Annotated in this window: 11 protein-coding genes; 1 reads left to right on the forward strand and 10 read right to left on the reverse strand. The window is 75.0% G+C overall.

Annotated elements, in window-relative coordinates; genetic code table 11:
* From ACZ6CV_RS01205 to ACZ6CV_RS01230, 6 genes are all read right to left on the reverse strand, one after another.
* Positions 1–1644, reverse strand: a complete 1644-nt coding sequence (locus tag ACZ6CV_RS01205) for a GAF domain-containing protein (protein ID WP_469249582.1) — start codon at positions 1642–1644, stop codon at positions 1–3.
* A 64-nt stretch (positions 1645–1708) separates the two neighbouring features.
* A complete protein-coding gene (gene mreB, locus ACZ6CV_RS01210) occupies positions 1709–2746 on the reverse strand; it encodes a rod shape-determining protein MreB (protein WP_469248646.1) in 1038 nt (345 codons plus the stop codon).
* Positions 2747–2951: 205 nt separating this feature from the next.
* Complete coding sequence (locus ACZ6CV_RS01215; protein ID WP_469248648.1) at positions 2952–8486, reverse strand: SAV_2336 N-terminal domain-related protein; 5535 nt, start codon at positions 8484–8486, stop codon at positions 2952–2954.
* The gene (locus ACZ6CV_RS01220) at positions 8476–9534 is read right to left on the reverse strand and encodes an AAA family ATPase (RefSeq protein WP_469248650.1); all 1059 of its coding nucleotides are present in this window, start codon (positions 9532–9534) and stop codon (positions 8476–8478) included. The genes ACZ6CV_RS01215 and ACZ6CV_RS01220 overlap by 11 nt, the downstream gene beginning before the upstream one ends.
* Positions 9535–9629: 95 nt before the next feature.
* Positions 9630–11555, reverse strand: a complete 1926-nt coding sequence (locus ACZ6CV_RS01225) for a VMAP-C domain-containing protein (RefSeq protein ID WP_469248652.1) — start codon at positions 11553–11555, stop codon at positions 9630–9632.
* Positions 11552–12907 (reverse strand): CU044_2847 family protein, encoded by a 1356-nt coding sequence (locus tag ACZ6CV_RS01230; RefSeq protein WP_469248654.1) that lies wholly within the window; start codon positions 12905–12907, stop codon positions 11552–11554. The genes ACZ6CV_RS01225 and ACZ6CV_RS01230 overlap by 4 nt, the downstream gene beginning before the upstream one ends.
* Here ACZ6CV_RS01230 and ACZ6CV_RS01235 point away from each other — a divergent pair.
* Positions 12906–16652: a S8 family serine peptidase gene (locus tag ACZ6CV_RS01235; protein WP_469248656.1), complete on the forward strand. Its 3747-nt coding sequence runs from the start codon at positions 12906–12908 to the stop codon at positions 16650–16652. The two genes, ACZ6CV_RS01230 and ACZ6CV_RS01235, sit on opposite strands and share 2 nt — an antisense overlap.
* A 53-nt stretch (positions 16653–16705) precedes the next feature.
* Here ACZ6CV_RS01235 and ACZ6CV_RS01240 read toward each other — a convergent pair whose 3' ends face one another.
* From ACZ6CV_RS01240 to ACZ6CV_RS01255, 4 genes are all read right to left on the reverse strand, one after another.
* Complete coding sequence (locus ACZ6CV_RS01240) at positions 16706–18154, reverse strand: acyl-CoA synthetase (RefSeq protein WP_469248658.1); 1449 nt, start codon at positions 18152–18154, stop codon at positions 16706–16708.
* 531 nt (positions 18155–18685) lie between these two features.
* Positions 18686–19798: a YeiH family protein gene (locus ACZ6CV_RS01245; protein ID WP_469248660.1), complete on the reverse strand. Its 1113-nt coding sequence runs from the start codon at positions 19796–19798 to the stop codon at positions 18686–18688.
* Positions 19798–20367, reverse strand: a complete 570-nt coding sequence (locus ACZ6CV_RS01250; RefSeq protein WP_362367345.1) for a cysteine dioxygenase family protein — start codon at positions 20365–20367, stop codon at positions 19798–19800. Before ACZ6CV_RS01250 ends, ACZ6CV_RS01245 begins: the two co-directional genes overlap by 1 nt.
* A 108-nt stretch (positions 20368–20475) precedes the next feature.
* Entirely contained in the window at positions 20476–21381 is a 906-nt protein-coding gene (locus ACZ6CV_RS01255; protein WP_362367348.1) for a LysR family transcriptional regulator, read from the reverse strand.
* Positions 21382–21387: the final 6 nt, after the last annotated feature.

Here is a 21387-nt window from a genome sequence, read left to right on the forward strand (position 1 = left end):
TCAGGGGGACAACGGCGCCTGCCAGGTCACCGTCGTGCCCGCCTCGACGCCGTCCGTGTCCCCGTCGTCGTACACCGTCAGGCGTACGCCCTCCCTGCTGTCGGGCAGCGTGGCCTTCGCGTCGATCGCGACGTCGACCCGGGTGACGCCGGTGCGGCGCGACGCGGCGGCCAGCGCGCGGCGCAGGGCGGCGAGGAGGTGGCCGGCGGTCGGTTCGGTGACGCGGTTGTCGACGGCGCCGGCGAAGTGCACCGACGGCCGGATGCCGAGGACCGCGGACGCGCCCGCGGTCTCGCGCAGCACCTTGCCGCGGAAGGTGGCGGGGGCGTCGGCGGGGGGCTGCTGCAGGGCGAAGATGGCGGTACGGACCTCCTGGATCGTCGACTCCAGCTCGTCGACGGCGTGGTCGAGGGTGGACTCGACCGTGGTCGCCCGGGCCCTGTTGCGGGTCGCGTCCAGCATCATGCCGGTGGCGAAGAGCCGCTGGACGACGAGGTCGTGCAGGTCGCGTGCGATGCGGTCGCGGTCCTCGAAGACCGCGAGGCGCTCCCGGCTCTGCTGTGCGTCGGCCAGTACGAGGGCGAGCGCGGCCTGCGAGGCGAACTGGGTGGCGAGCAGGCGTTCGGCGGGCGTGTAGGCGGGCGCGCCGCGGCGGCGGGGCAGCGCGAGCGTGCCGATGAGCCGGCCGCCGGCCTGCAGCGGCAGCATCATGCTGGGCCCGAAACGGACGCGCACGTGCGTCGTCATCCGGGCGTCGGTCGCCGAGTCCTCGATGAACACGGGCTCACCACCGAGGAGTTGCTCCAGCACGGCGCTGCCGGGCTCGATGGTGGTGCCGATGAGGTCGTTGTGGGACGGGGGGTAGGGGGTGCGTGCGGGGGCTCCGGGGGAGGGGGGCGGGGTCGGTCCGGTACCGGGGGCGGGGGCCGGGGCCTTTGGGGTGGGGGTGCTGCGCGTGGGCGCCGGCGTCCATACGTTGTGGCCCGGCGACGCGGCGCGCGCCGACGTGCCCCAGCCGTGGGGCGCACCGTCCGTCGCCGCCGCGACGATCCGCATGCCGCCCGCCTCCGTGGGCTGCAGGATCACCCCCGCCGCCGCGCCCGCCAGGATCCTCGCCCGGTCCGCCACCGTCATCAGCGCGTCGGCCGCCGCCTCGCCCGTGAGCAGGGCCGTGGTGACCGCCGCCGCGCCCTCGATCCAGCGCTCCCGTTGGCGGGCCGCCTCGAACAGGCGGGCGTTGCCGATCGCGATGCCGGCCTGGCTGGCCAGGACCTTCAGGAGCTGCTGGTCCTCGTCCGTGAAGGTGCCGCCCCGCTCCTTGTGCGCCAGGAGCAGCGTGCCGAACGGCTCGTCGTGGACCTCGATCGGCACCCGCAGCGCCGTGCCGTCCGCCGTCGCGGCGGGGCTCACCGTCGGCACCCCGTCGGGGTGACGCGCGGGGCCGCCCGCCACGAAGAGCTCGGCGGGTCCGTCGAGGCCGGGCGCGTCGACGCCGAGCGTGCCGAGCCCCGCCCCGGTCAGTCGCGCCGCGCTGTCCACGATGTGCTGGAGCGTGGCGCGGAGTTCGAGGTCCGTGCCCACGTCGAGGACGGCCTCCAGGAGTGGCTGCATCGCGGACGGCGGCGCGTCCGTCCCGTCGGGCATCTCGGTCACGTACGACGTACTCCGTGGTCGGGGGAGGCGGCTGCCCGGCCGGCCGGCGAGGGCGTCAGCCGGAGAGCGGAGCCAGGGCCAGCGGCTGGATCTTGCCCTCCAGCATCGCACCGAGTCCCATGACGGCGCACACATCAGGCCGTTCCGCGATATGTACGGGCATTCCGGTCGCGTCCCGCAGCATCTGGTCCAGGCCGGGCAGCAGCGCGCTGCCGCCGACCATCATGATGCCGCGGTCGGCGAGGTCGGCCACCAGATCCGGCGGGCAGTCGCGCAGCACCTTGCCGATGCCGTCGAGTACGGCGGTGAGCGGGGTGTGGATGGCGTCGCGGACGGCGGCGGTGTCCACCTGGACGGAACGGGCGAGGCCCGTCGCGACGTCCCTGCCGTGGATCTCCGTCGACTCCGGCCCGTGCGGGGTCAGGCCGTTGCCGCGCAGGGCGAGTTGCAGGGGGCGCACGGACTGGGAGGGGAGCATCAGCTCGTGGTGGTGGCGCAGGTGCTGCACGATCGCGTTGTCGATGGCCTCGCCGCCCACCGGGATCCGCTCGGCCGTCACGATCGCGCCGAGCGAGAGGACCGCGACCTGCGTGGTGGCGGCGCCGCAGACGAGGATCATCGTCGCCTCGGGGCGCTCCACGGGCAGGCCGCAGCCGACCGCCGCCGCGATGAGGGTGTCCACCAGTTCCACCCGGCGCGCGCCGAGTCCGACCATCGTCTCGATGGCGGCACGCTGGGCCAGCGGGTCGGCGTCGTGCGGGGTGCAGGCGGCGGCGCGCAGCCGCGGCTTGCGGCGCAGGGCGCGGCGGAGCTTCTCGCCGATGAGGTTGCGCAGCATCCGCTGGGCCATCTCGATGTCGACGACGGTGCCGCCGGAGACGGGGCGGACCACCCGGATGTATCCGGGCGTACGTCCCGTCATCTGCTCGGCGAAGTGGCCGACCGCGATGAGCGCGCCGGTCCGGGTGTTGACGGCGGCGGCGCTCGGCTCGTCGACGACGAGTCCCGCGCCCTTCACGAACACCCGGGTCCTCGCGGCTCCGAGGTCGACGGCGATATGGCAGCGGCGCAACTGCTCCAGACTGACGGTCATGGCAGATCCTCCCGAGAGCGCAGACCGTACGGACCGTCGGACGGCGGTCCTGTCTCGCATCGTGCGACGGGGGCGGGCCTCCCGCGCGTTGAGATGAGCCGGGCGGGGTGCGGCCGCACGAGTGATCTTTTCTGGCCGGGGGGCCGGGGCGGGGCCGGGGTCGCCGCGCCGGTGCCCCCCGTCGGCTCCGGGGCGCTCAAAGCGCTCAAAGCTCGCGGAGGGCCCCCGCCACGTCCGAGAGGAGCGCGCGCGTGAACCGGGCGCCGGCGTCGAGCAGCCGTTGCCGGGTTCGGCTGTCGGGGGCGATCCCGATGAAGGGGATGCCCAGGTTGCGCGCCGCGGTCGCCTCCACCGCGGAGGAGCCGACCATGACGCAGCGGTCCGCCGACGAGCCGAGCTGGTCCAGCGCGCGGCGCAGGCAGTCGGGGTCGGGCATGAGGCGGGTGAGGTCGGCGGTACGGCCGTGCACGGCGGCCTCGGGGAAGGGGAGGCGCTTGGCCGCCAGGTACGCGGTGACGGCGCGCGGGGAGACGTCGGTCGCGATGGCCAGGGGGAGGCGGTGGGCGGGTCCGGTGAGGGCGCGCAGGGCGTCCGCGAGGGAGCCGGGGGGCTTCGTCGTGGACGCCGCCCGCAGCTCGATGTCTTCGAGGTGTGCGTGCAGTTCGGCCGGGAGCGTGGGGTGGTGGGCGAAGGCGCGCAGGATGTCGAGGGGGTGGATCCGGTCGTCCCCGAGGGCGGCGAGCCCTCCGCCGGGCACCAGGGGCTCACCCGCTTCGGCCGCCTCGGGGTCGCGCTGCTCGGCGATGAGCGCGGCGAGCGAACGCGCCGCGTCCCGCGCGGCTCGCCCCGGGTAGAGCTGGGCGAGGGTGCCGTCGAAGCCGAGGATGAGGGAGTCGATGGGGTGGGGGAGGTGGTGGGTGGGGGTGTTGTGGCTGGGGGTGGAGGGTGCGGTCGCTGACGGGTGGGTGGGGGCGGCGGTCGGGTCGGCTGAGGGGGCCGCCTCGGAGGCGGGCGGGGCGGCTGATTGGGCTTCGGGGGCGGGCGTCGGGTCCGACGGGGCTTCGGCGGCGGCTGATGCTTCCGGCGGGGTGTTCGGGGTGTTCGGGGTCGGAGTGTCCGAGGTCTCCGGGGTGTCTGGGGTGTCCGGGGCGGGCGGTACGCCTGACGAGGCTTCGGGGGCGATCGAGGTGCCCGGCAGGGTATCCGGGGCGGGCGTCGGATCCGACGGGACTTCGGCGGCGGCTGACGCTTCCGGGGGGGTGTTCGGGGTGTTCGGAGTGCCCGACGAGGCTTCGGGGGTGGCCGACGTGGCCGGCAGGGTATTCGGGGCGGGCGGTAGACCTGTTGGGACGTCGGGGATGGCCGCTGCTTCGGTCAGGGCGTCCGGGGCGGGCGGTACGACGCCTGACGAGGCTTCGGGGGCGGCCGATGTGTCCGGCAGGGCATCTGGGGCGGGCGTCGGGTCCGACGGGACTTCGGCGGCGGCTGACGCTTCCGGCGGGGTGTCCGGGGTGTCCGGGGTGTCCGGGGTGTCCGGGGTGTCCGGGGTGTCCGGGGTGTCCGGGGTGTCCGGGGTGTCCGGGGCGGGTGGCAGGCCTGTTGGGACGTCGGGGATGGCCGCTGCTTCGGTCAGGGCGTCCGGGGCGGGCGGTACGACGCCTGGCGAGGCCTCGGGGGCGGCCGATGTGTCCGGCGGGGTGTCCGGGGTGGGCGGTACGCCTGGTGAGGCCTCGGGGGCGGCCGATGTGTCCGACGGGGGGCCCGGAGTGGTCGATGCGGTCGGCGGAGGTCCCGGAGCGGTGGTCCCCGTTGCGTCAGGCGGGGTGTTGGAGTCGTCCCCCGGCCCCGCCGGAATGGCGCAGTACCAGTCGTCGGACTGGGGGACCGGTTCGAAGGCGTGGGTGGCGCGGATGCGGCCCGAGCGGGTGAGACGGACGTACAGGTCGCCGGAGACGATGACGACCGCGCGGGTGCCGGGGCGGTCGGAGAGGTGGCGGAGTCCGGAGGGCAGCGGGGGTGCGGGCGCCGTCCGGTCGGGGTCGAGTATCACGGTGACGGTGAGGACGAGGGGGTCGAACCCACCGTGGGGCGTGCGGAGTTCGGCCAGGGCCGCAGGCAGGTGGTCGACGGTCGTGAGGAGTACCTGGAGGGCGTCCACCTCGGGGGCCACGGTCACATCCCACCCGTACCGGTGGAGCCGCATCTCGAACCGTTCCGGTCCGATGCCGCCGCGGACGAGCAGGTGGGAGACGGCGCGGCCCAGGGTCTGCAGGGCGTCTTCGGACGGTGGGTCCGGATGGGCGGGGTAGGCGAAGGAGACGTCGGTCGCCGGGTACGGGAGGTAGTCGGCCGATGCGGACTCCTCGGCTTCGAGGGCGTCGGGCCGGGAGCGGGGGAACCGCTCGTGCGGGGCGGGCCGGCTTCTGGCCTCGTCGGGGGCGAAACCCTGCGGGTCGCCTTCGAGTTCGGCCGTGCCCCCGGCGGATTCCTCCAGTTCTGCGGCGAGTTGCTGCTGGCCGTGGACAAGACGGGAGTGGAGCTCGGCGAGTTCGGTGCGCGCCTCTCTGCCCGCCGGGTCGGGAACGTTCTCCAGGGGGTCGTCGTCCCACAGGTCCAGCGCGGACTCGATGCAGTGCAGGGCGCTCTCGATCTCCCCCTCGCGCCGGTGCGTATCCGCCTGCGCGGCCAGTTCCCGGCAGCGGAACAGGTCGACCTCCTCGGCCGCGGAGGCGAGCAGCAGGGTGTACCCGTCCCCGGTCCTCGCCACCGAGTCCGGCCCGAGCGCCTCGCGCAGCCGGGCGGCGGTCGAGGCCAGCAGGCGCGGCGCGTTGGCGGGGGGATCCGCGCCCCAGATGCCCGCCGTCAGCTCCGCGTCCGGGACGCCGTGTCCCTCCCGGAGCAGCAGGATGCAGAGCATCGCCCTCGACCTCGGATCCGTGACCGAAAGGGTCCAGCCGTGGGGTTGGGTGACGCGGAGAGGGCCGAGCAGGGAGTACGTGCGCCCGTGCAGCGAAGGTGAGGAGAGTTGCCGGAGCAGGCTGAGGCCGCCGCTGAGCTCGGTGGCGTCCTCGGAGCGGAGGGCGTTCAGGGCCGAGGCGAGCCGGCCCGCGGCCTCGGAGGTCAGCGTGTACGTGCCGGGCCGGTCGCGCCGCAGGGACTGCGGGACCCCCGCGGCGTCGTGTCGCCAGGGGTCGTCGGCCGCATCGGGGTCGACGGCCCAGGGGTCCTCGGAGCTGCGGCCCGCCGCCAAGAGGTCGGCGGGGGCGGGGTCCGGTCCCTGGGGGGCGTCTTCGAGGGGTGGCGGGCCCGACGTCCACGGGTCATCGGACCAGAGATCCGGACCCCAGAAGTCGTCGGCGGGGTCCGACGAGGGGCCGGCGGAGGCGGGGTGTGTCGCCCACAGGTCGCTCGGATCCTCCTCCTGTGGCTCATACGAGCCGTAGGGCTCGGCTGTGTCTCGCGGCGCGTGTGCCACCTGTTCCCCGTACGTATCCCGCGGCTCGAACATCTCCCGGACCAGCCGCCCCAGCGCCCGCAGGTCGTCCGCGCGGCTCGACTCGTCGAAGGGGCGGAGCGTGAAGCCGCACAGGACCGGTCCGGCGGGCGAGAGCCGCACGTAGGGCGAGGTCAGCGCGCCGTGTGCCAGGTCCGCCGCGTGCAGGGCCGCGACCGCGTCGGCCAGGCGCGGCACCAGGTCCATGAGCTGGTCGGCGGGCAGCCCGTTCGGGTGGTCCAGGAGCAGGTCCTCCAGACTGCGACCCTCGACGAAGTCCATGGTCAGATACGGGACTTGGCGGTGGAAGCCGTAGTCGTGCACGGCCGCCACATGGGGGTGCCGGAAGCGGGCGAGCCGGCGTGCCGCCCCGGTGAAGTCCAGGCGCAGCCACCGCGGCGCCCGCAGGAACCGCTGCACCACCACGGTCCGGCCCCCGTCGCGCACGTCCTCGGCCCGCCAGACCCGTCCGCTCAACCCGATCTGCTCCAGGCCCCGATAGCGGCCTCCGAACAGGGGCCCCGCGGCCCCGGGGGTCGGCCGTCCGTCCCGTGCCCCGGCCAACTGCCGTACGGTGTCCGGCGCGACGGTCGCGAACGGCTCCCCCTCCGGAACCCGGGCGGCGACACCACGCCCCGGCTCCACCCCCGCCCCCGCCCCCGCACCCCGCACCCGTACGCCCGCCACCGCCCGCAGCTCGCCCGGCGCCACCCCCGCCCGGTCATCGATCAACTCACCCGCCCGGGCCAGGAGTTCGTGGGTACGCCCCCGTGCCGTGCGCGGCAACGTGCGCAGCAGTACCTCCCGTACACCGTCACGGAACGCGTAGGACTCCGGGTCCGCCGCCGACCGCACGGTCAGCATGCCGCTGAGGATCACCTCCGCCAGGTGCTGCGGGCGCGGGCGTGCCTCCACCGCCGCCTGGACCAACCGCATGACCGGCAACCGGGGTTCGCCCACGGCCAGGTGGCCCGCCAGGCGGAAGGCCTCGGCGGACGCCGTGGAGCGGAAGCGCAGGACGAGGTCCTCGGGGGAGAGGCGGGTGACGTCCTCGGTGGCCGGCTCGTCGGGCGAGCGGGCCGGGGCCGGGCCGGCCCCCAACCACCCCACCGCGCCCGGCACTTGCACTCCGCTCCCGTCCGCCACCAACGACGCCCAATGGGCCCACCAGTTCGGTGCCGCCTCCAGGACCGGGACCGGCAGCGCGCCGGGAGGCGGCGGTTCGGCGGCGTACGGGGTGAAGGTCAGTGCGCCCGAGGGCGCGGCCGGGTGCGGGGCGGCGAGTGTGCCCGGTGTCGTGGGGAGCGCCGTGGTGCGCCAGAGCCGCTCCGGGAGCGGCTGGATCACGGCCAGCGGCATCCGCTCCGCCCAGCGGCGCACCGTGCGGTACCAGCGGTCGCCCGCCGCGCCCTCCCGCCACTGCGGGCCCATGCAGTCGCTGACGAGGAGGGTGACCGTGCGCCCGGTGGCGGGGGCGGCGGCCGCCTGGGGCGGGACCGTGCCGTCGGGCGGCGCGTGGTGCAGCTCGACCGTGCGGAAGATGCCGGACTGGACGAGCGCCGTGTGGAGTTCGCGGACCAGCGGACGCCAGACGGGCATCGTCGGCCCGGCGTCGTACACGAGCGACAGCCGCAGCCAGCGCTCCTCCGCCGGGCGAAGCACCGGCAGCCAGTCCCAGGGGCGCGCGCCGAGGCGGGCGATGCGGTGTGCGGTGGCCTCCTCGTCGAGCACGTGGCCGACCGGGGAGTGGACGCGGCGCTTGAGCGGGCGCAGCGCGCGCTGCAGGGCCAGCGGGTGCGTGACCATCGGCGGTACGGGCACGCGGAGGGTGGCGTGGGCGGTGGCCGGGCGAGCCCCGCCGCGGGCGCCGAGCGCGTTCTCCCCGTCGGACGGCCGGGACGAATCCCCTGCCGGCCGTCGTGCAAGCGCTCCGTCCTCGTCCCCGCTCCCGGCCGGTGGCGCGGGCAGGTACAGCGGCACCCGTTCGTCGTCCGCGGGCCCGGTCGGCGCGACGGAATCCTGGTCCGGCGACGCGTCGGCGTGCGACGAGGGCGGGAGGTCGGGCCGCGGTGCCTCGTCGTCCGGGGCCTGCGCACGTCCCGCCGCTGACCGCGCCCGCTCCTGCTCGGCGAGCCACAGCACTTCGGCGAGTTCGACGGGGGTGGGCCCGAGGCCGTCCGACGCCCGGGCCAGTACGTCGGCCAGGCGTGCCAGCGGGGTCCCGCGCCGGGCGGCGTCAGAGCGCATCGGGCCCCGGATCCGCCGCCTGCGTCAGGTACGGCATCAGCTGCTGGGCGAGCTCGTCGCGGGACGCGGCGTCGATGCCCGCGGCGCCCGTGAGGTAGATGGCGTTGAGGAGTTGGTCGGTGGCGAGTTCGCCGCCGCTGCCGCGCTCCAGGAAGCGGGTGATGAGGCTCCTGGCGTAGGCGTCGGGCTCGCCGAGGTGAGCGCGGACGATCTCCTCCAGGTGCTCGTCGCGCGGCTGGCGCAGCCGCAGCGTGACGCAGCGGCGCAGGAAGGCGGGCGGGAACTCGCGCTCGCCGTTGCTGGTCAGGACGGTGAAGGGAAAGGCGCGGCAGCGCACCTTGCCGCGTACGACGGTGACCGGGTCGTCGGAGCCGTCGGCGAGCAGGCCCGCCTCCGGGGCGTGCCGGGCGGTCCGCACCAGCTCGGGGATCTCGTACTGGCCCTCCTCCAGGATGTTCAGGAGGTCGTTGGGGAGGTCGAGGTCGCTCTTGTCGATCTCGTCGATGAGCAGGACGCGGGGGCGGGCGTAGGGCAGCAGCGCGGTGCCGAGGGGGCCGAGGCGCAGGTGGTCCGCGACGCCCGCCCGGTCGGGACGGCCGTCCTCGTCCGGCTGCGCGCCGGGCCCCTCATCTGGGTGGCGCGGGGTGGTGGCGGCGCGGCCCGCCGCGTACAGGCGGGAGAGCGGGTCGTACTGGTAGAGCCCGTCGCGCAGGGCGCTGCGGCTCGTGATGTTCCAGCGCAGGACCGGGCCGAGGCCCAACTCCCTGGCGACCGCGTACGCGAGGCTCGACTTGCCGCTGCCGGGTGGCCCCGTGACGAGGAGGGGGCGCCGCAAGTACAGGGCGGCGTTGACGAGTTGAACGCAGTTCTCGGTCGCCCGGTAGGTCCGGGCCCGGTGCCTGCGGTCCGGCGAGGTCGCGGAGGTGTCGTCCGAGGGGGCGGGAAGGACCGGGCCGCCGTCGAAGTCGCGCCAGGGCGGCGGCGGGGGCAGCTGGGCGATGCCGTCGTGGGGCTCGTTCGTACCGGTGTAGACGGGCCACAGGGACATGTTCCGGGTCTCTTCCGTAGGGGCTCGGGCGGCGGATGACAGGGCGGGTTGGTGGTTCGGGTCGGGCGGTGGTCCGGGTCAGGCGACGTTTCGGGTCAGGCGACGGGTGAGCGCCAGGGGCCTTGCGGTGCGGCGGGGAGGCAGCGGGGGTCGTCCCAGAGGAGCTGCACGTCCCGTGCCCAGTGTGCGTCCGGTTCGTCTGCGGCGTCCGCGCTCTCGCGCAACGCCAGGATGGCGCGCGGGAGTTCGGCCAACGGGAGGCCGTCGATGTGCGCGGCGATACGGTTCAGGAATTCGGTGCCTGGGCAGTTGGCACCGGTGTCGGGGCCACCGCTGGTGCCGGGCAGGGGTGCGGGTACGGGTCCGGGTGTGCAGGGTTCGCCACCCCGGCCCTCGCCTTCGCACGGACGGTTCTCGTCGTCGTACGGGCGAGCCTCGTCGTCGTACGGACGTCCCCCGTCGTACGGATGCGCGTCGCACCCCGAGCGCGGCCACAGCAGCACCGGTACCGGCGCGTTCAGTGTCGCGTCGAAGCGCGGGGCGGCCCGGGGCGTGCGGGGCGGGACCGTGAAGGCCGCCAGGTCGGCGTCGTCCCGTCGGAGCCGGAACCTGAGCCGGTTCGGCTTCTCCTGGGTGCCGCACTCGATGCGGTGCAGCGGGGCGGCGGGCCTGCCGTCCCCGTTCTGCCACTTGCGGGTCAGCTGGTGGCGCAGGCCGCCCGCGCGCCGCGCACGGTCGGCGAGGACCAGGGGGTACGAGCAGCCGAGCGGGGTCGGGTCGTCGGCGCCGCGCGGCCACTGCGCCACGGGCAGGTCGAGCAGCGGCCTCGGCAGGACGAACGCCAGCAACTCGTCGGCGTCCGGGGCGAGATGGGAGAAGGCCTCGTCGACGCGCTCCTGGACGAAGGCCGGCACCCGGTCGCCCGGGAGCGTGCGCGAGGCGACGGGGTGGCGGTGGCCGTCGCGGCAGGCGGACACCTCGACCAGGAGCTGGTCGCCGCTCGCGCCGCTGTGCTCGATCTCCACGAGGATCGGCGCCCACGTGGGTGGCGGCCCATCGGGGGAGGTGAACGCGGTGGGCCCGGTGGCGCCCGGCTCGGCGGCGGGCGTGGTCGCGGGTGGGGTGGCAGGTGTGGCCGCGGGCGTGGGCGTGGTCGCAGGCGTGGCGGGGGCCTTGTCGAGCAGGGCGGCGAGCCGGTCCGCGAGCCGGGTCACCGCGTCCGGGTCGTCGACCTCGGAGAGCACGTACCAGGCCGCCGGCCAGAGCGAGCCGAACCCCTCCGGCGGTACGGGCGGGCCGAGCGGCCCCACGGCATCGCGGTACAGCCGCTCCGGGTCGTGGGCGGCGCCGGTGTCCTCGACCCGGTCCACCAGTGCGCGCAGCCGCTCTTTCGCCGCCCGGCGGTGGCCCGGGGTGGGGACGAGGTCGCCGAGCGGGGGCCAGTAGCGGGCCATGACGGTGGTGGGGAGCATACGGCCGTTACGTACGCCGGCGGCGCCCGCGGCCGCCGCGACCATGCCCACGACCCGGCCGGAGTCCGCGAGCGTCACCGCGGCCCCGCTGAACCCCGGGGCGAGCGGCTGCCCATGGGCGCTCCACGCCTCCAGCTGCACCCACTCGTCGGCGATCAACTGGGCGGCCGTGGCCCGGTATTCGGCGAGGGTGCCCTCCTCGTACCCCTTGGGGAACCCGTAGACGAGCAGCCTGGGGCGCGGGTGGCGGTACGCGTCCTCGGGCGGCGCGAAGACGGCAGGGGCCAGCGGTACGGGGTGCTCCAGTTCGAGTACGGCGAGGTCGCCGAGGTCGTCGTGGCCGCCGCCCCAGCCCCCGTGGGCGCTCACCGTGGCCGCGACCCGGCCGAGCGTCCTGCGGTGCGGGAAGGAAACGGTGATGGCACAGTCTCGGGCACCGCTGTCGCGGACAACGTGCGCGCAGGTGAGGAGGTGCCGTTCGGAGACGAGAAACCCGGCGCCGACCTCACGGCCACACTGAATCCGAACGTGCCAGGACGCGCTGCTCATGAGGTGGGGGTGGGCTCCGGGGCGGGGGGTGCCGGGGGTGCGAGGGGTGTGAGGGGTGCCGGGGGTGCGAGGGGTGCTGGGGTGGGCTGGGTTGCTGGGGTCGCCCGTGTTGCTGGGGCGGCCGGGGGTGCCGGGGTCGCTGGGGGTGTCGGGGGTGCCACGGCCGCAGGGGTCGCGGGGGGTGCTGGGGTGGCCTGGGTCGTCGGAGGTGCCGGGGCTGCCGGGGTGGCCTGGGCCGTCGGGGTCGCCGGGGCTGTCGGGGGTGCCGCGGCCGCAGGGGTCGCTGGGGGTGCCGGGGCGGCCGGGGTGGCCTGGGTCGTCGGGGGTGCTGGGGATGCCGAGGGTGCCGCGGCCGCAGGGGTCGCTGAGGGTGCCGAGGCTGCCGGGGTGGCCCGGGTCGCTGGGGATGCCGGGGCGGCCTGGGTCGCTGGGGGTGTCAGGGCTGCCGGGGTGGCTTGGGCCGTCGGAGGTGCCGGGGCTGTCGGGGGTGCGGGGGTCGCAGGGGCTGCCGGGGCTGTCGGGGGTGCCGGGGTCGCAGGGGCTGCCGGGATGGCCTGGGCCGTCGGAGGTGCCGGGGGCGCTGGGGCTGCCAGGGCTGCCGGAGTGCCCGGGGTAACCGGAGCGGCCGGGGGTGCCGGCAGCGTGGGGGCGCCCGGCGCGACCGGCCGGTGAGGGGCCGGGTGTGAAGCGGATCCGTGGTGGTCCGCCGTGGGGGACCCTTCCGGCGCCGCAGGCCGTTCCGGTGACCACGTGAGGCGTACCACCAGGTGGCCCTCGGCCTGGCCCTTCACGATCACCGCGCCGGCCTCCGCCGACATCCGTACCCCGAACTCGATCTCCACCGAGTCGGGCCGCAGAGCGCCACCGCGGAACACCCGCAGCGCGGACTCGGCCGCCGCCCGCGCCCCGTCGAGGGACGCCTCGAAGGTACGGGCCGCCAGGGCGGGTTCGTCGCCGCGGGACACCAGGCGGGAGCCGGAGCCCTCGTCCACGTCGGCGACGACGATCCGGCTGCCCTCGTCGGTCGTGAACTCCACCAAGCCATCCATGTGACGCCCCCGTTGAGCTGTGTGTCTTTCCCCGCCCTGCCAACGGCATTGTCGCCGAAGGACTTTGGAGCTGTCATCCGCTCCGGACATCCGGAGCGAGCCAGCCCGCGAGGCCGCGAGGCCGCGTGACCGCGTGACCGCGAGACCGCGTGGCGTGACGCGGCCGGCCTGGCGGGTAGTGGCCCTGGCGGCTTTCCGCCAGCTCCCGTCAACTCCCGTGCCGCACCCGCTCCCTGACACTCTTCGCAGCACTCGGGCACCACCCCCGCCCGGGTCCGACGAGACGAAGAGAGGCAGCCCCATGACCAGAGCCCCCGTGCGGCGAAGAGCCCCGTTCGTGGCCGCCGCCGGTCTCGCGTTCGCCCTGCTCCCCACCGGGCAGTACGCCACCGCCGCCACCGCCACTGCCGCCAGCACCGGAACCACCGGAACCACCGCCGTCGACACCGCGCGCCCCACCCCTCCCGCGCGCTCCGCCCACACCGTCACCCTCATCACCGGCGACCGGGTCACCGTCACCCGGCTCCCCGGCGGCCGACAGGCCGTCACCGTCGACCGGCCCGCCGGGGCGGGCGGCGCGGGTGGGGCGGTGCGCAGCCAGGTCTCGGACGGGCACGTCACCGTCGTACCGGACGAGGCACGGCCGTACCTGCGCTCCGGCGTCCTCGACGCGCGGCTGTTCGACGTGACCGAGCTCATCCGGCAAGGCCTCGCCGAGCCGGGAACCCCCGGCACGCCGGGTGCGGGATCCGCGCGGGGGCGAACCGGGGCGCTGCCCCTCATCGTCACGTACGACAAGAAGGCGCGGGGCGCGCGCGAACTGCCCCGCGGGGTCGAGAAGGTGCGGTCCCTGCCCAGTGTCGCGGGCGTCGCCGTCGCCGCCGAGAAGCCGGCCGCGCTCTGGCGGTCGCTGCGGGGCGGTGCCTCGGGCATCGGCAAGGTGTGGCTGGACGGGCGCGTCGAGGCCGACATGGCCGCGAGCAACGAACAGATCGGCACCCCCAAGGCGTGGGAGGCGGGCCTCACCGGCAAGGGCGTGAAGGTCGCCGTCCTCGACACCGGGGTCGACGCCGGGCACCCGGACCTCAAGGACCGCGTCGCCGAGAGCAAGAGCTTCATCCCGGGCGAGGATGTCGCCGACCGCAACGGCCACGGCACCCACGTCGCCTCCACCGTGGGCGGCAGCGGCGCCGCGTCGGACGGGCAGAAGGAGAAGGGCGTCGCGCCCGGCGCCTCGCTCGCCGTCGGCAAGGTGCTCGGCGACGAGGGCACCGGCAGCGAGTCGGAGATCATCGCCGGGATGGAGTGGGCCGCCGAGGACGTCGGCGCCAAGGTGGTGTCGATGAGCCTCGGTTCGCAGGAGGCGAGCGACGGCACCGACCCGATGGCGGCCGCCGTGAACTCCCTCTCCGCGGAGACCGGCGCCCTCTTCGTCGTCGCCGCCGGCAACACCGGCGCGCCCTCCGCCATCGGCTCGCCCGGCGCCGCCGACGCCGCGCTGACCGTCGGCGCCGTCGACTCCGCCGACGAGGCCGCGTACTTCACGAGCCAGGGCCCGCGCACCGGCGACCACGCGCTCAAGCCCGACCTCTCCGCGCCCGGCGTCGACATCCTCGCGGCCCGCTCCCAACTCACCGACGGCGAGGGCTACTACACCGAGATGAGCGGCACGTCGATGGCGACGCCGCACGTCGCGGGCGTCGCCGCGCTGCTCGCCGAGCGGCACCCCGACTGGACCGGCGCGCAGCTCAAGGACGCCCTGATGTCCAGTTCCGAGCAACTGGACGCTCCGGCCTACGTGTTGGGCGCGGGACGCGTCAGCGTGCCCGACGCCGTCGACGCGAAGGTCACCGCGACCGGCAGCGTCGACCTCGGTTTCTACGGCTGGCCCTACGACGCCAACAAGCCGGTCACCAAGACCCTCACGTATGCCAACTCATCCGACGCACCCGTCCAGTTGAGCCTCGCCGTGCGGGGCGGGGCCGAGGGGGTGGCCGCCCTCGCCGACTCCACCCTCACCGTCCCGGCGCACGGCACCGCGTCGACCACCGTCACCGGGGACGGGGCGAAGGCGCCGGTCGGGAACACCAGTGGCGCCGTCGTCGCGAGCGTCGGCGGCAAGCCGGTCGCCCACACCGCGTTCGGCCTGGTCAAGGAGGAGGAGCGGTACACGCTCACCGTGCACGTCAAGGACCGGGACGGCGCCGCGTCGCCCGCCGACCTCGTGGTGCAGCGACTCGCCGAGGGCACCGAACCCTTCCCTGCCTCCGTCGGTGACTCCGGGACCCTCCAACTCCGCCTGCAGCCGGGCACGTACGCCCTCTCCACCTTCCTCGACGTACGCGGCAGCAAGGGCAAGGACTCCCTCGGGCTCGGCTTCCTCGCCGACCCGCAGATCCGCCTCGACCGGAACCGCGAGATCACCCTGGACGGCCGCAGACTGCGCGAGATCACGGCCGACGTGGGCCGGCGCACCGAGACGCGGCAGCTCCTGATGGAGTACGACCGCAAGGCCGGCGGCGCCGATCTGATGGGCGCCGTCCAGGTCCCCGTCGCGTACGACAGCATCTTCGCCGCGCCCACCGCAAAGGTCACCGACGGCAGCTTCGAGTACCGCACCGTCTGGCGCCTCGGCAAGCCGCTCGTGGACGTGAAGGGGCTGCGGGAAGCCGTCGCGCAGCCCGGCGGCACCCTCGCCGAGGGCCGGCACACGTGGACGCTGGTCGACGCGGGCGACGGGACCCCGGCCGCGTACGAGGGCAAGGACGTCCGCGGCAAGGCCGTCGTGGTGCGCCGCACCGACGGGGTCGACCCGGCGCGGCTCGGGCAGGCCGCGCAGGACGCCGGCGCCGCGGCGCTCTTCGTGACGGACGACCGCCCGGGGCGGCTCAACGTCTGGTTCGGCACCGACGACAACGCCGACCGGCCGCTGCAGATCGCCACGGTCGACGCGGCGGACGGTGCCCGGCTCGTCGCGGCGGCGCGGGCGGGGAGGAAGGCCGAGAGCACCGGCACGCTCAACACCCCTTACGTGTACGACCTTTCGGAGGGGCACAAGGGGGCCGTGCCGAAGGACCTCGCGTACGAGCCGGGCAAACGTGAACTGGCCGTCCTGGACACGGCGTTCCACGCCGTCAAGCCGGCCGCGGGCGGCGAGTTCCGCTACTCGATCACCGACAGCTTCCCCGTCGGCCTGGGCTTCCAGGAGAAGATCGACCTCCCGGCCGAGCGGACGGAGTACGTGTCCACGGGCCCCGGTCAGTTGTGGCACGAGTCGGTGTCCACCGGCCCTGGCGCGCTGGAGGAGCGCAGCGGTCTGGTCGCCCGCCGGGGCGGCAGCCGCGCCGGCCTCGACTGGTTCAAGCCGGTCCTGCACCCGTGGCTCGGCACCGGCCTCGGCTGGGGCCAGACCCGCAGGGGCAACGACCTGGAGTTCAACGTGCCCGGCTGGGGCGACTCGGGCCCCGACCACACCGGCTTCGGCGACGTCTGGAACGAGGAGTCGATGACGCAGGTCAGCGAGGTCTTCGTGGACGGGGTGAGCGCCGACCGGCGGCAGAGCTCGGGCGTGTACGTGTGGGACGCGGACCCCGCCGAGCACACGTACAAGGTGGTGACCGACACGACGCTCGACCCGGAGCGGTGGGAGCTCGCCACGAAGGGCCACGCGGAGTGGACCTTCAGATCGAAGGCGACCGCCGCGGACCGCAAGACGTTCCTGCCGCTGCTGAACCTCGGGTTCGGCGTGGACACGGACCTGGCGGGCCGGGTGCGGGGCGGCCGGACCCTCGACATCGGGCTCTTCGCCGCGTACGTGAAGGGGGCGCCGGACACCGGCACGATCGGGGGCGGCGCGCTGTCCGTCTCGTACGACGAGGGCAGGACGTGGAAGTCCGTCCCGCTGGTCCGGGAGGGCAAGAAGGCGTCCTGGCAGGGCGAGTTGAGGGTGCCGCGCGGCGCGGACTCGGTGTCGCTGCGGGCCTCGGCGCGGGATGACCGGGGCGGGTCCGTGGAGCAGGAGATCGTGCGGGCGGTGGGGGTGAGGTGAGGCGGCGGGCGGGGCCTGCTGCTCCGGGCCCCGCCCGCCCCCCCGACGGGCTGCTACATGCCCAGCGCCCGCTTCATGATCTTGCCCATGTCGTTGCGCGGGAGCTTGTCCAAGAACCGCACGACCCGCGGCCGCTTGTGCGGGGCGAGGCGGGCCGCGACGTGGTCGGCCAGCGCCTCGGCCGCGGGTGGCGTTCCGGGGTCCGCGGGGACGACCCACGCCACGATCCGCTCCCCGAGGTCGGCGTCCGGCTCGCCGGTGACCGCGGCCTCGCGGACCCCCGCGTGTTCGAGGAGCGCGTTCTCGATCTCGCCCGCGCCGATCTTGTAACCGCCGCTCTTGATCAGGTCGGTGGCCTTCCGGCCGACGATGCGCACGTACCCGTCGGGGTCGCGCACCGCCACGTCGCCGGTGCGGAACCAGCCGCCCGGCGCGAAGGCCTCGGCGGTCGCGTCGGGACGGTTCAGGTACTCCGTGAAGAGGTTGGGGCCGCGCACCTGGATCTCGCCGACCGCCTCGGGGTCGTCCGCCGCGAGCTCCTCGCCCGCTTCGTCGACCAGGCGCAGTTCGACGCCCGGCAGCGGCACGCCGACCGCGCCCGCGCGTGCCTCGCCGTCGGCCCGCACGCTGGTGTTCATCAGCGTCTCCGTCATGCCGTACCGCTCGACGACGCGGCGTCCCGTGGCGGCCGCGATGCGCTCGTGGTCGTGCACGGGCAGCGCCGCCGAGCCGGAGACCAGCAGCCGCGCCCCGGCCAGCGCCTTCGCCAGCTCCGGGTCGTCGGGGAGGGCCTCGGCGATCCGGTGGTACATCGTCGGCACCCCGAACAGCATGGTCGCCCCGGAGCCGAGCTCGCGCGCCACGCCCTCGGTGCTGAACCGCCCGAGGTGGCGCACGGAGCCGCCGCGCCGCAGCGGGCCGAGCGTGCCGAGGATCAGGCCGTGCACGTGGAAGAGCGGCAGGCCGTGCACGAGCACGTCGTCGCCGGTCCACTGCCAGGCGTCCTCCAGGGCGTCCAGCGTGGAGGCGACGGCGCGGCGGGGCAGGACGGCCCCCTTGGGCGGGCCCGTGGTGCCGGAGGTGTAGACGATCAGGGCGGGGGCCTCGGGGGCGGGCTCGGCGGGCGGCTCGGCCGGGTGGCCCTCGTCGGCCGGACGTACGTCGATGTCGTGCCGGGCCACGTCGGCCAGCGCGGCCGGGAGGCGGGCGCCGGGCTCGGCGAGGACCAGGGTCGGCGCGCTGTCCCGGAGGATGTGGGCGAGCTCGGAGTCGCCCGACTTCGGGTTGAGCGGCACCGCGGGGACGCCGGCGAGCAGCGCGGCGACGACGGCGACGGCGGTCTCCAGGGATGGCGTCGCCCAGACGGCCACCCGCCCGGCGCCGTTCAGGCGGACGGCCAACGCGCCCGCCACCGAGGCCAGTTCGGGGTAGCTCAGCGAGCGGTCGCCGAACCGGAGGGCCTCGCCGCGCTCGCTGGTCAGGGCCGGGAAGAGGGGATCCACGTCTCGTACTCCTCGTCGTTCGTGCGTCGTCCGTCGTCCGTCGTCCGTCTGCCGAGTCGGTGCGGGGCCGAGTGGTCTCCGCGTCGACGCTCCATCAGAGTGTCCCGCCGCCGGCCCCGCCATGCCGGACCGGGACCGCACACGGCGACGCCGCCTCCCGTGGGACGGGGGAGGCGGCGTCGCTGCGGACTGCTGCGGGTGACGTCAGACGAGCCAGCCCAGGAAGTGGGCGAGACCGGCGACGACGTCAGTGATGAGGTTCATGGTGGTGCTTCTCCTTGTGGGACTTCTCGGAAGGCCGGACCCGGCGTCGCGGGCCCAACACCCCGGCCCTGTATGGGACATGGACCGGGTGCGCGATTACGGTCTGCAGCCCGTCGCTCGCGCACCGTAAGCATCGTCAATCCCGGGGGCTGCGCGCAATCCCTGCCGCGACGATCACCTGTTCCAGGGAACAACTGCCCGCCCGTTCGCATCCGTTGTTCGGTTGCCCGCATCCGCCCGGTCCCGTCGGCGTCGTACCGGCCCGTCTCAGTACGTCAGCAGCACGCCCACGTACGAGATCCCCGCGATCACCACCCACGAGACGAGTCCGAGCGCCGCGACCCGGCCCCCGGTGCGGGTCAGGGACGGCAGGTCCACCGCGCTGCCCAGGCCGAACAGGGCCGCGGCCAGCAGAAGTTCCTGGGCTGTCTCCGCCACGTCGATCGCGCCGCCGGACAACCAGCCCGTGGTGCGCAGCGCGACCATCGCGAGGAAGCCGACGACGAACAGCGGGACCAGGGGCGGACGTTTGGTGTTCGCCGTGGCCTGGGGGTCCTGAGGGTCCTGGGGGTCCGCCGTGTGCGCGCGGCGCCGCGCCCGTACCGAGAGCGCCACCGCCGCGACGAGCGGCGCGAGCAGCGCGACCCGCATCAGCTTGACCAGGACCGCGTCGCCGAGCGCCCCCGCGCCGGCGGTCTGCGCGGTCGCCACGACCTGGCCGACGTCGTGCACGCTCGCCCCGACCCAGCGCCCGAACTCCGCGTCGCTGAGCCCCAACGGGTGCTGCAGCAACGGCAGTACGGCGATGGCGAGCGTCCCGCACAGCGTCACGAGCGCCACCGATGTGGCCGTGTCCCGCTCGTCGCTCTCGGAGACCTCGCTCACCGCCCCGATCGCGGACGCCCCGCAGATCGAGTAACCGGTGGCGATCAGCAGCGGCTGGTCGCCGCGCAGCCCCATCTTGCGCCCCAGCCACCAGGTGCCGAAGAAGGTGACCGCCACCACGCACAGCACCATCGCGACCGAGGCCCAGCCGAGCCCCAGCACGTCGTCCAGGCTCAGCTTCAGGCCGAGCAGCACGACGCCGACACGCATCAGCCGCTTCCCCGCGAACGTCAGACCCGCCTTGCCCGGACCGCGCACGAAGGCGTGGGCGCGGCCCGGCAGATGGGCGGCCACGATGCCGAGGACCACGGCGGCGGTGAGCATCGGCACGCCGGGCACCAACCGGTGCACGCCCCAGGCGACCGCGACGCCGAGCACGGCCAGGGCGAGACCCGCCGCCTTGCCCGGCGGGCGGGTGGACACGGGCGGGGCGACGACGGGCGGGGCGGCGGCCGGTGCCGTACGGGAGGCGGGGCGCTGCCCGAGCAGCGCCATTACCGGTCGGCCGGGAGCTCGTACACGCGGCGCACGCTGCTGCCGAGGCGGGCGATGTCCGCGCCGTAGACGTGGATCGATATCGCGCGCGTGCCGCAGGCGTTCCACACCCGGTGGATGTCCCCGGGCGGCGCGAACCCGCAGACCGAGCCCCGCGGATTGACGACGTCGTCCGTGGCGACGAGGCGGGCGGCGCCGCCGTTCTCCGCGGCGGGCACGAGCCGGTAGCGGCGCTCCTGCTCCTCGCCCTCGTGCACGCCCGTCACACACCACGACACGTGGTCGTGGACGGACGTCCGCTGCCCCGGCAGCCAGACGAGGGCGACGATCGAGAAGCTGCCGTCCTGCTCGGCGTGCAGGACGTGCTGCCGGTAGCGGTCGGGGTCGCCCTCGCACTGCTCGTCGGTGAGCAGGTCGGCGGAGCCGAGGTGCGGGGCGAGCCGCTCGCCGACCAGGTACGCGGTCAGGTCGGGGGGCAGGCCGCGCCCGACGGCCTCGCGCACGTCGGCGACGAGGGCGTCGAGGCGCTCTGTGGTCCGGGCGGCCCGGTACGCGATCGGAGTGCTCATGACGGCAGCGTCGCGCCGCCGATCCATCACGTCCAACGACAGTCTTTTCGCGTCCCCCCAAATTCCGCTTATGGATGGAGGGGATTCCGTCGCCCGTACGGGCCGCGGTCAGCAGCCGACGCGGTTGGCGGCCACCGTCTTCAGCTCGTCCAGGACCAGCGCGGTGGCCGGGATCCGCAGATGCTCCTTGAGGACGTACGCCGACACCTGGCGCCGCGACGCCGGGTCGAGGGCGCGGCCCGTCACCTTGCCGTGGCAGAGGAAGTTCAGGACGAGCCCCGGCATCATCGCGATGCCGAGCCCCTCGGCGACCAGGCTCTGCACCACCAGGTTGTCGTCGGTCGTGAAGGCGATGTCGGGCGCGAAACCGAGCTCGGCGCACTCGTGCAGGAAGTTGGCGCGACAGCGCGGGCACCCCGCGATCCACCGCTCCTCCGCCAGCTCGGCGAGCTTGACCGAACGCTGGCGCGCCATCCGGTGCCCGGCGGGCAGCAGCACGGTCAGCTGGTCCTCCATCAGCGGGATCTCCGCCAGCTCCGCCGGCACCTCGTCGTGCAGACCGGGATAGGTGAAGGCCAGCGTGATGTCGCACTCGCCGCGCACCACGCGCCGCAGCGACTCGGGCGGCTCGTCCTCCAGGAGCTCCACGCGCACCCCCGGGTGCCCCGAGGCGAGCCGGGCCAGCGCCTCGGGGATGAGGGTCGCGTTGGCGCTGGGGAACGCGCAGACCCGCACCCGGCCCGAGCGCAGCCGCGTGATCGCGTTCATCTGCTGCTGGGCGGCGGAGATGTCGTCCAGGATGATCCCGGCGTGCCGGGACAGCGCCTCGCCGGCCTCCGTCAGCCGCATGCGGCGCCCGACGCGGGTGAACAGCGGGGTGCCGACGGACCGCTCCAGGGCCTTCATCTGCTGCGTGATCGCCGGCTGCGTGTAGCCGAGCGAGCGGGCGGCCGCCGAGTACGAACCGGAGCGGACCACCTCGTGGAACGTCTTGATGTGCCGTGAATCGAACACCGCCGA

This window comes from Streptomyces sp. NPDC041713, from assembly GCF_055591085.1.